The 10,558-nt window shown below is 46.5% G+C and carries 9 protein-coding genes and 1 pseudogene; 8 read left to right on the forward strand and 2 right to left on the reverse strand.

Features of this window, described 5'->3' with window-relative positions; all coding sequences use genetic code 11:
- Window positions 1–141: 141 nt before the first annotated feature.
- On the forward strand, window positions 142–1,305 hold the full coding sequence (locus L5L98_RS19845; RefSeq protein ID WP_263143053.1) for a DUF262 domain-containing protein: 1,164 nt from the start codon (window positions 142–144) through the stop codon (window positions 1,303–1,305).
- A 9-nt stretch (window positions 1,306–1,314) separates the two neighbouring features.
- Entirely contained in the window at window positions 1,315–2,361 is a 1,047-nt protein-coding gene (locus L5L98_RS19850; protein WP_263143054.1) for an MAE_28990/MAE_18760 family HEPN-like nuclease, read from the forward strand.
- 211 nt (window positions 2,362–2,572) lie between these two features.
- On the opposite strand, the gene L5L98_RS19855 is transcribed toward L5L98_RS19850, so the two are convergent.
- Entirely contained in the window at window positions 2,573–3,184 is a 612-nt protein-coding gene (locus L5L98_RS19855; RefSeq protein ID WP_263143058.1) for a recombinase family protein, read from the reverse strand.
- A 188-nt stretch (window positions 3,185–3,372) separates the two neighbouring features.
- On the opposite strand from L5L98_RS19855, the gene merR reads away from it, so the two are divergent.
- The 4 genes from merR (at window position 3,373) to merA (ending at window position 6,181) form a co-directional block, all read left to right on the forward strand.
- Window positions 3,373–3,774 carry an Hg(II)-responsive transcriptional regulator gene (gene merR, locus L5L98_RS19860; protein ID WP_069455590.1) on the forward strand — a complete coding sequence of 134 codons (402 nt, stop codon included), beginning with the start codon at window positions 3,373–3,375 and terminating at the stop codon, window positions 3,772–3,774.
- Window positions 3,775–3,851: 77 nt separating this feature from the next.
- A complete protein-coding gene (locus tag L5L98_RS19865; protein ID WP_058689194.1) occupies window positions 3,852–4,199 on the forward strand; it encodes a mercuric transporter MerT family protein in 348 nt (115 codons plus the stop codon).
- A gap of 34 nt (window positions 4,200–4,233) precedes the next feature.
- Window positions 4,234–4,518, forward strand: coding sequence for a mercury resistance system periplasmic binding protein MerP (gene merP / locus L5L98_RS19870; protein WP_069455589.1), 285 nt, complete (start codon window positions 4,234–4,236; stop codon window positions 4,516–4,518).
- Between the two features lie 7 nt (window positions 4,519–4,525).
- Complete coding sequence (gene merA, locus L5L98_RS19875; protein ID WP_069455588.1) at window positions 4,526–6,181, forward strand: mercury(II) reductase; 1,656 nt, start codon at window positions 4,526–4,528, stop codon at window positions 6,179–6,181.
- Window positions 6,182–6,211: 30 nt separating this feature from the next.
- On the opposite strand, the gene L5L98_RS19880 is transcribed toward merA, so the two are convergent.
- Window positions 6,212–6,763, reverse strand: a complete 552-nt coding sequence (locus L5L98_RS19880) for a recombinase family protein (RefSeq protein ID WP_058689192.1) — start codon at window positions 6,761–6,763, stop codon at window positions 6,212–6,214.
- A 166-nt stretch (window positions 6,764–6,929) separates the two neighbouring features.
- On the opposite strand from L5L98_RS19880, the gene L5L98_RS19885 reads away from it, so the two are divergent.
- Entirely contained in the window at window positions 6,930–9,935 is a 3,006-nt protein-coding gene (locus L5L98_RS19885; protein WP_220778023.1) for a Tn3 family transposase, read from the forward strand.
- Between the two features lie 38 nt (window positions 9,936–9,973).
- Window positions 9,974–10,558 (forward strand): annotated as a pseudogene (locus tag L5L98_RS19890) (IS4 family transposase); the annotation flags it as partial.

Genomic DNA, 10,558 nt, shown 5'->3' on the forward strand with positions numbered 1-10,558 from the left:
AAATTGCAATCAAAGCGTTAGCAGTGATTGGGGCGAAAATGTGTTTAACTTGTTAATTTAAATGCATTGACAGCCCAAGGGTGATATTTGAGTTTGATTGGTTTAAATTAATATTTTTATTTAAAAAGTATAGGTGGGAAAATGAAAAAAATAGACGGTGAAGTTTTTAAAAGAGAAAAAATAAAAGTAAATGCAGTAGATATGTCCGACGATGATATAAATGCGAAGTACAAGAGAGGCGAAATTAGAATTGTCACTGAACAAGCGCGATACCCTGTAAAAAGTATAAAGTCTATGCTTGAGGGGGGGGACTATAAATTAAACCCAGAATATCAAAGAAGAAAAAGATGGGATAACGGTCGAAAATCCAGACTTATTGAATCTTTTATAATGAATGTGCCACTCCCTCCCATTTTTCTTTATGAGTATGATTATTCAAAATTTGAAGTTATGGATGGGTTACAGCGTTTAACTACAATTTTTGATTTTTATAGTGGAAGTTTTGCATTAGAAGAACTCGGGTATTGGAAAGAGTTAGAGGGTAAATTATATGATGAACTACCCGAGGAGATACAAAAAGGTATAGATAGAAGGTATATATCATCTATCGTGCTACTTGAAGAAACAGCAAAAACACCAGAAGAGGCTGAAACGCTAAAGCAGATTGTGTTTGAGCGGTTAAATAGTGGAGGGGAAAAATTAACACCGCAAGAGACTAGAAATGCACTATACAATGGGAGCTTCAACCAATTATGTTTAAAACTTTCAAAAAATGAAAAGTTTAGAATAATGTGGGGGATTCCATTAGAAAGTTCAGGGGAAGATGAACTTCTTACTAGTGAAGCTTATAGGCGAATGGATGACGTAGAATTAGTTCTTCGTTTTTTTGCATACCGCTTTATTGATGTTCTTACTGGTACAGTCGAGGAATTCTTGGATGATTATTTAAAACAAGCTAATAAGTTTTCAACTAAAACCTTAAAATCATTAGAAAAATTATTTAATGATACAATAGATACGACTTATGCAATATTTGGTGAGGAGGCATTCTTTTCACCTGTATATGAAAGGAGAGTAACCAAACCTCAAAAAACAATTTATGATCCGTTAATGCAGTCAATTGCAAAGCATATTCAATCAAAAGATAAACTTTTACTTGTTTCAGATGAGATTAAAGCTAACAAATACAGTAATGAAACAGAAGTGGATGGTGAAAGGATTTTTTATGGAAGAAATACAATTCCTTCAGTAGTTAAAATGAGAATTGAATATTTTGATAATTTATTGTCACCCTATTTAAAATAGGCGGGTTGGATGCGTGATAGTACTTTGCAGTTATTTGTTGATGATCTTAATGATATACGAGAGTATATGAGATATATCGATTTGGTTAATGGCATTGAAATTAATAATCGAGTATCCGAAGATGCGGCAATTATTGATTTTAGACAGCATTTGCATAGTTTTGGAGTCTCCAAAAAACTATTTGAGTATAAGTCGATTACAATATCTTTATACGGAGTTTTGGAGAAACATGTTGGCCTATGGATTAGAGAGTACGTCAATAATTTACCTAAATTAATATCGAATTACAGCGGTTTTAGTGAAAAATTTCGTGATGATCATTTTCAATTGTCAGTGAAACTACTAATGCTTGTTATCGAAAAAAAGTCTGCTAAATATGAAGGTTTAAAGAGGGAACAAATTCTCGCAAGGCTCAGCTCTTGCATTGATACTCCTCTTGATTTTGAACTTAATGGCGATGCATTTTATCTCCATTCTGGAAATCTAAAGCATTCAAAAATAGTTGAAGCTTTTAATTATTTAGATATAAAACTGACAAATAGACTAAAAATCGTAGGTCAGCGAAAAGGTGGGTTTCTCTGTGGAGGGCCTTCAAATATTGCAAGTAAGGGTGATGAATTATTTAGTTTGATCGATGAACTTGTAGCTCGACGAAATGATATAGCTCATGGTGAGAATATAGATGACATACTAAATGTTTCAGGGTTTAGCGTATACGTTAATTTCCTTGAAGAGTATGGTCGGGCGGTATTTCAAACACTTGTCGAAAGAGAAATTCAATTTGAAGCTGATATTTTGTATAGAAAAATTGAGAATGTAAAAGGGATCTTTAAAGCTGGATCAGTTTTGTGTTTTGAGATTGAAAACAATGAAATTTGCATAGGTGATAATATCATTGTTCAGCTGAATGATGGTGGATATTTAAAAAAAGAAATATTGGGAATTCAAAAGGATAATCAAGAATTTGAACGTTTAGTCGTAACTTCTCCTGAAAATATAGGCGTAAAATTGGGTAAAGGTCTTTCTAAAGGTCAAACTTTCTTTATTAAAAAGTAGTGGCTTTTTAATATGTAAATATCAAGATGATTGGATGATTCCTCATAAACTAAGTCAGGATCACTTATTCATACATTATGAATGTACTTTAAAAAATTGCGTCGTGAATCACTCTACACCAGACTGATCACGCTGTCCTCAAAACAGACCCATTTCGCCCCGTATCTTCCTTCCAACGGGGCTTTTTTTTGCCTTAGAATGAATCAAATCATTAGAGAATTGATTCATCGGTTTTTAGCTCATTCAACTTAGCTGCCTTGGCAATGGTAGAACGACTGCATTTAAGCAGACTCTGCACTTGTGACCAGCTTTTCCCTTCATCGAGTAGTAACCGAATATTTTGCCTCAATCCATGGTTAGGCTGACGCCCAAGGTATTTGCCTAAGGTTTTGGCCTTTTCGATGCCTTGTGCTTGTCGCTTTCTTCTTGTCTCGTAATCATCTCTGGCCATGGCCGCGGCTAAATCAATCATGAACTCAGTCAGTACCTTTGCGATCATGGTATGTTCTTCTGTGCTATTTAAGATCCCATGTGTCATTGGCTGGTCAACGACAACAATATGAATATTGGCTTTTACCAATTTACTTTTTAGGACCTTCCATTGCTCGAAGGGGAGGCGAGACAATCGATCGACTTTTTCTATGAGTAAAACATCGCCAGGGTGAGAGTCCATGATTAAGCGACCAAGTTCAGGCCGTTCAATTTTCGCCCCTGATTGCGTCTCAGTATAAAAACTGGCTATGCGAACATTTTTACTTTCTGAAAACTGAACCAACTCATTTCTGGCTCGATTGGCATCTTGTTCATCTGTCGATGCGCGCAGATAGGGGTCGCCTCAGAAAACGGAAAATAAAGCACGCTAAGCCCTTACTTACCCAGATGTTTGACTGTTCGTGGCACTTTCAGGGGTATGAAGTCCAACAGAACGAAAACGTACGTTAAGGTTTTATTGGGGTTTATCTGCTTTAGGATTACAATCCACCGTACTTAAGTACGGAGAGCAAGGCCCAAATGTACACAATCAGTCAATTAGCAAAGTCGGCAGGTGTTAATGTCGAGACTGTCCGCTATTATGAGCGGCGTGGTCTTATCGAACAACCTGATAAACCAACCGAGGGGTATCGTCGCTATCCAGTGACAACCCTGAACCGGATCCGGTTTATCAAGCGTGCCCAGGAACTGGGGTTTACTTTGGAGGAAATATCCCATCTGCTGATGCTAGATAATACTCCCTGTCAAGAAGTACAAGACATGGCTTCTCACAAGCTTGTCAGTGTTCGTGCCAAGATGGCTGATCTGCGTCGCTTGGAAACCGTCCTTAATGATTTGTTGAACCAATGCGCTGCTAATCCTGACCAAACCCATTGTCCCATTATCGATTCCCTTCTTCCTGAGGATAGAAAATCGCGCTGAGTTTATTCCTGCTTGACTCCGTACTAGAGTACGGCGTTTAGACTGACTTTACTGGAACAAACCAAGTGGAGTGAGTCATGTCAAAAAACGATGCCAATCTGCCAATATTCGGCGGTATTGCGGCGGCTATCGGCGCAGGACTGTGTTGCGTCGGCCCCTTCCTGTTGCTGACGCTGGGTATTGGTGGCGCCTGGATCGGTAATCTCACTCTGCTCGAACCTTATCGCCCCCTTTTCATCTTCGCTGTGCTGGTTCTCTTCAGTTGGGCTGGGTGGAAGGTTTACCGTCCCGTCGAGGCCTGCGAATCGGGCACTGCCTGTGCCGTTTTGCAAGTACGTAAACGCCGTCAAGTCATCTTTTGGATAACAGCTCTACTCGCGCTGGTACTTGTGACCAGTAGCTATTGGATCCCCTTGATTGCCTGACAGTGAATGCCAACAACCTGCTGGAGAATAATCCATGAAAAAACTTACCTTTGTGTTAATGCTCTTTGTCACAAGTTTGACGGCCTGGGCCAAACCGCAAACCGTGACCCTAGATTTACCCACCATGAACTGCGCCATGTGTCCGATCACGGTGAAAAAGGCGCTGACTAAAGTCGATGGCGTATCCCGTGCGGAGGTCAGCTATGAGGATAAAGAAGCCATGGTGACCTTTGATGATGAAAAGACAAGTGCCGATGCGTTGATTGAAGCCACCACCAATGCTGGTTATCCCTCCACGATAAAAAACAAAGCTAATTGAGGTGCCTATGATCACACTGTCTATCTCTGGGATGACTTGTGCAAGTTGCACCCATCATGTTCAGGAGGCCCTGCTAGCCGTTGCGGGCGTTAGCAGCGCAATGGTCTCTTATGACGAGGCTAATGCCGTCATCGAAACCGACACAGATATCCATGAGAAAACCTTGCTCGATGCTGTCGCCACGCTGGGCTATAAGGCTAAAGTCGTTGCGTTGGGCAATAACTCACGCTTAACCAAAGATGAGGATACGGAAGAACTGCACGTGGCTATTATTGGCAGCGGTTCAGCGGCATTTGCCTGCGCCATCAAGGCAGCCGAAGGCGGTGCTAAAGTGACGCTCATCGAAGGGGCGGATGTCATTGGCGGCTGCTGTGTCAACGTTGGTTGTGTGCCGTCAAAGATCCTGATCCGGGTTGCGCAACTGGCAGAGCAGCAGCGTCATAACCCGTTTGCGGGATTGGAAAATCATTCCCCCCAACTGAGTCGCTCACTGTTGTTGGCGCAGCAAACGGCGCGGGTCGAGGAGCTGCGTGCGGCCAAATACCAGAATATTCTGGACGCCAATCCTGCGCTCAGTCTGATCAAAGGTTGGGCGCGATTCAAGGACGCTAACACACTAATCGTCAGTCAAAACGATGGTACGCAGCAGCAGGTTCACGCTGATAAGGTCCTGATTGCGACCGGATCGACGCCGACTATTCCTCCCATCGAAGGACTGAGCGGGACACCCTATTGGACTTCCAACGAGGCTCTTTTTGCCGAAGAAATGCCTCAACATCTGGTGGTGATTGGCTCGTCAGTCGTGGCACTGGAAATTGCCCAGGCCTATCGCCGATTAGGCAGTGAGGTAACCGTGTTGGCCAGACACACACTGCTCTATCGGGAGGAGCCCTTGCTCGGTGAACAACTCTCAGGATGTTTTGAAAAAGAAGGCATTCGTGTTCTGAATCATACCCAGGCTTCAAGTGTTTCCTATGATGGGCAGCAGTTTACTCTTGAAATTCTCTCATCAGAAGCTGGGGCTGGCACTTTGCATTGTGACAAGTTGTTGATCAGCACAGGCCGTCATGCCAATACAGGCAAGCTTAACCTCGATGCGGTAGGCGTCAAGACGGAGCAAAATGGCGTGATCATCGTCAATGAGCGTATGGAAACCAGCGTTCCAGGTGTTTATGCCGCCGGGGATTGCGCCAACATGCCGCAGTTTGTGTACGTCGCGGCCGCGGCCGGTAGTCGCGCCGCCATCAATATGACAGGCGGTGAGACTAAACTGGATCTATCCGCTATGCCTGCGGTGATCTTTACCGATCCCCAGGTGGCGACCGTCGGACTGACTGAAGATCAGGCCAAAGCACAATATATTGAAACCGATAGTCGGGTACTAAGCATGGAAAACGTACCTAGAGCATTGGCTAATTTTGACACTGATGGCTTTATCAAACTGGTGGTAGAAAAAGTCAGTGGACGCCTGATTGGCGCTCAAATCCTGGCGCATGAAGGCGGAGAGCTGATCCAGAGTGCGGCTTTAGCCATCCGCAACCGGATGACAGTAACAGAATTATCCGAACAGTTGTTCCCTTACTTGACCATGGTGGAAGGGCTTAAGCTCTGCGCCCAAACCTTTAACAAAGATGTGAAAGAGCTGTCCTGCTGCGCGGGGTAACGAATTGAGCAAGGGCTGTTAAAAAAGCCCTTATTCGTTCAATGCAAGCACTTTATAGACTGTCGAACGTCCTATTTTCAACTGTCTGGCGATCTCCGAGGCACCGTTCCCTTGTTCGTAGAGTGAGCGGACTCTAGTCTTGTCCACCGTCGGCTTTCGGCCAAATTTGACTCCCTTGGCCTTGGCCTCCAGACGCCCCTCGTTGGTGCGCTCCAGTATGCGTTGGCGTTCAGCCTGTGCAACAGCGGATAAGATGGTGACTACCATCTTACCCATGGTCCCTTCGGTGCTGATCCCATCATCAAGAAACCGGATGGCCACTCCCAGCTCATCAAACTCCTTAATGAGCTGGATCATGTCGGCAGTATCACGGCCAAGCCGATCCAGCTTCTTCACTAGGATGACATCGCCTTCCTCTACCTTTACCCGAAGCATCTGCAGGCCATCTCGGTTTAGGTGGCTGCCAGATACTTTGTCGGTAAAAATGCGATTCGCACGAACACCTTCAGCCTTAAGTGCCTTCATCTGCACATCAAGGGACTGCTGACTCGTTGACACTCGGGCATACCCAAATAGTCTCATGGTAAAACTGTCTCCTAAATCGTATTTTTAGACTTCGTGTCTATTATATTGTTATTTACGAATTAATAGACAGTTTAGAGCGAGGCATTTATGATGTCCACGAAGTTATAAATTAATAGACACTAAGAATGTCTCGCATTTTGAACAAGTATTGTTTGGGGGACGCATGCCCGTCGATTTTCTAACTTCGGAACAGAAAGCCAACTATGGACAATTCTCTGCTGAACCGAATGAAGTGCAGTTGGCCCGCTACTTTCATCTGGATGAAGCTGATCTGGCTTTTATCAATCATCGGCGCGGCAATCAGAACCGTTTTGGTGTTGCTTTGCAGTTGGGCTGTGTTCGATTTCTGGGGACCTTCATGTCCAACCTGCCACAGGTTCCGGTCAACGCCCAATGGTTTGTCGCACGACAGCTTGGACTAAATGATGTTGCGATATTGTCCACCTATGCGCAACGGGAGACCACACGAAGGGAGCACGCCGCCTTGATCCGGGATCAGTACCAATACCGGGAATTCAGCTGGCCGTGGTCGTTCCGGTTAAGCCGTTTGCTCTACACGCGCAGTTGGATCAGCAACGAGCGGCCCTGCCTACTTTTCGATCTAGCCACTGGCTGGCTCGTCCAGCATAAAATCCTTTTGCCTGGTGAAACCACTTTGACGCGCTTGATTTCCGAGGTACGAGAACGGGCTACTAATCGCTTGTGGCAACGGTTGTCGGCGTTGCCGACATCGAAGCAGATCGCAAAGCTTGAGACCTTACTTCAAGTTCCTGAGGGAACACGAACTTCCCGCTTTGACCGCTACCGCAAGGGGCCGGTGACGATTAGCGGTCCAGCTTTCAATGAGGCCATTGACCGTTATCAGGCGCTAAAAGCGTTCGGCATGCATGAGCTGGATTTTACCGGCATTCCTCCCGTTCGCTTTAAAAACATTGCCCGTCACGCAGGCATGATTTCCATGCACAAGATAGCTCGCATGCCGGAGCAAAAGCGCACTGCCATTTTAGTCGCCTTCGCTAAGACGTACGAGACCGTGGCCCTAGATGAAGCCTTGGATGTGCTGGATTTATTGATCACCCATATTGCCGGTGAGGCGAAAAAGTTGGGGCAGAAAAAACGTCTGAGGACATTGAAGGATTTGGATAAATCTGCGTTGGCCCTAGCAGAGGTTTGCACCCTGATACTCACTGAAAGCATGCAGGATGAGCAGCTGAGGTCAGCTATCTTTGCCAGAATGTCTCGTGAAAAACTGGCGACATCCATTGCCACCGTCCATGAACTTGCTCGCCCCTACGATGATAACTTTCAGGATGAAATGGTGGAACAATATGGCAGGGTCAGGCGTTTTTTACCGAAATTACTGCGTGATATCGTATTCAAAGCGGCTCCGGCAGGCAAGGCGACTCTGGAAGCCCATCAATATCTTGGTGGGCTGTTGGAATCGCGCAAGCTGTTACTGGATGAAGCCCCTCTGGACATTGTCTCTAATCCATGGAAACGCCTGGTGTTCGACAAAGAAGATAGAGTGACCAAGCGAGGCTATACGCTGTGCTTTCTCGATAAGTTACAAGACAGTTTGCGCCGCCGTGATATCTACGTAGAGAACAGCGACCGCTGGGGTGATCCACGGGCCAAGCTGTTACAAGGGCCGGAATGGCAAGCAAACCGCATTCAGGTGTGCCGTTCACTCGGTCATCCACTCAATCCCCAAGAAGCGATTGACGCTCTGGTGCGTCAACTGGATGCAAGTTACAGACAAGTGGCATCCAACTTCGACAACAACAAAGCAGTTGAGCTGGATCTGTCCGGCAAACGGCCCACATTGACCATCACGAACTTTGCTAAGCTGGATGAGCCGCCCAGCCTAACGCAGCTCTCTCAACAAGTCGAATCCTTAGTGCCCAGCGTGGACCTGACGGAGCTGTTGCTGGAGATCCACGCCCATACCGGCTTTGCCGATGAATTTACCCATGTTAGCGAATCTAATGCCCGAGCCGAAGACCTGACTGTCAGCGTCTGCGCCGTGCTTTTGGCGGAAGCATGCAACATCGGCTTAGAGTCGCTGATTAAGCATCAAGTACCCGCATTAACCCGACACCGCTTAAACTGGGTCAAACAGAATTACCTGCGTGCCGAGACGCTGGTGAAGGCCAATGCCAAACTGGTGAACTACCAGTCTACTTTATCTCTGGCCAATAAGTGGGGCGGTGGAGAGGTGGCATCCGCCGACGGTATGCGCTTTGTCACTCCGATCCGCACCATCAATGCAGGGCCGAACCGGAAGTACTTTGGCTCCAGCCGAGGCATTACCTGGTATAACTTTGTCTCGGATCAGTTTTCCGGATTTCATGGCATTGTCGTCCCAGGAACACTGCGTGACTCCATCTTTGTGCTGGAAGGCCTTCTGGAACAGCAAACCGGCTTGAACCCGATGGAGATTATGACCGATACCGCCGGTGCCAGCGATATGGTGTTTGGCTTATTTTGGTTGCTTGGATACCAGTTTTCACCGCGTCTTGCAGACGCAGGTGAATCCGTGTTCTGGCGCGTGGACAAGGCCGCTGACTATGGCCCATTGGATGAGCTAGCTCGCAGTTGCGTCAATACCCACAAAATCGAACAACACTGGGATGACATGATGCGCATTGCGGGATCGCTCAAACTGGGTACAGTGCAGGCTTCCGAGCTGATCCGTTCGCTACTGAAAAGTGAGCGGCCTTCCAGCCTAGCACAAGCCATTATTGAAGCGGGCCGTATCAATAAGACACTTTACTTGCTGAACTACGTGGATGATGAAGACTACCGCCGTCGAATTCTGACCCAGTTGAATAGAGGAGAAAGCCGTCACGCGGTCGCACGGGCGATCTGCCACGGTCAGCGTGGTGAAATTCGGAAGCGGTATCGAGAGGGGCAGGAAGATCAACTTGGCGCGCTGGGTTTGGTGACTAACGCGCTGGTGCTGTGGAACACAATCTATATGCAGGCCGCTCTTGATCACTTGAAACAGCAAGGCGAGGATGTGAAAGCAGAAGACGAAGCCAGATTATCTCCGCTCAGCCATAAACACGTGAACATGTTGGGGCATTATTCGTTTACCCTTACTGAACAAGTACTAAATGGGCAACTGAGGCCGCTGAAACAACCACCGGAGCTGGACAAATGGCCTTAGCGTACGTTTTCGTACCATTGGGCTTCACACCCCATGTACGAAGGACCAAACGGCTTGTACAGTTGGCGGCTCAACTTGCAGCTCATACAGGACAATCTATCGTGCAATCCCTTTCATCCAGTGCAGACATTGAAGCCGCTTATCGCTTTGTCCGTAACGAGCATATCAGTCCGGCAGCGATTGCTGAGGCAGGTTTTGCTGCCACAGTGCAGGCCTGCGGATCATTTGACTGCCTGCTGGCACTGGAAGACACCACGTCATTGGAATTCACCCATCAAAGTGTCGCTGCAGAACTTGGACACACCACTGCCCACAAACACTCCAGTGGACTGGAAGCGCACACGGTTTTATTGTTTGCCCCCAAGGCGCAGCAAGTCGTTGGACTGATTGAGCAGCATCGCTGGGCACGCGACCGCGAAGCCTATGGCCAGAAAAAACAACGTGCCAAACGTGATTATGAACAGAAAGAAAGTTACAAATGGCAACGGGCTTCAGCAGCGATGGCGACTCGCTTGGGACCACAGATGCAGAAGGTGATTTCGGTTTGTGACCGTGAAGCCGATATCATCGAATACCTGCGCTTTAAAACCGACACACAACAACGGTTTATTGTGCGCTCGATG

This window comes from Shewanella sp. SM23 (assembly GCF_025654295.1).
In the GTDB taxonomy this organism is placed as follows: domain Bacteria; phylum Pseudomonadota; class Gammaproteobacteria; order Enterobacterales; family Shewanellaceae; genus Shewanella; species Shewanella oncorhynchi.

Coding starts and splice junctions, on each gene's coding strand:
- merR (WP_069455590.1), top strand. CDS start 3,373: ATGTACACAATCAGTCAATTAGCAAAGTCGGCAGGTGTTAATGTCGAG.
- L5L98_RS19865 (WP_058689194.1), top strand. CDS start 3,852: ATGTCAAAAAACGATGCCAATCTGCCAATATTCGGCGGTATTGCGGCG.
- L5L98_RS19850 (WP_263143054.1), top strand. CDS start 1,315: ATGCGTGATAGTACTTTGCAGTTATTTGTTGATGATCTTAATGATATA.
- merA (WP_069455588.1), top strand. CDS start 4,526: ATGATCACACTGTCTATCTCTGGGATGACTTGTGCAAGTTGCACCCAT.
- L5L98_RS19885 (WP_220778023.1), top strand. CDS start 6,930: ATGCCCGTCGATTTTCTAACTTCGGAACAGAAAGCCAACTATGGACAA.
- L5L98_RS19880 (WP_058689192.1), bottom strand. CDS start 6,763: ATGAGACTATTTGGGTATGCCCGAGTGTCAACGAGTCAGCAGTCCCTT.
- merP (WP_069455589.1), top strand. CDS start 4,234: ATGAAAAAACTTACCTTTGTGTTAATGCTCTTTGTCACAAGTTTGACG.
- L5L98_RS19845 (WP_263143053.1), top strand. CDS start 142: ATGAAAAAAATAGACGGTGAAGTTTTTAAAAGAGAAAAAATAAAAGTA.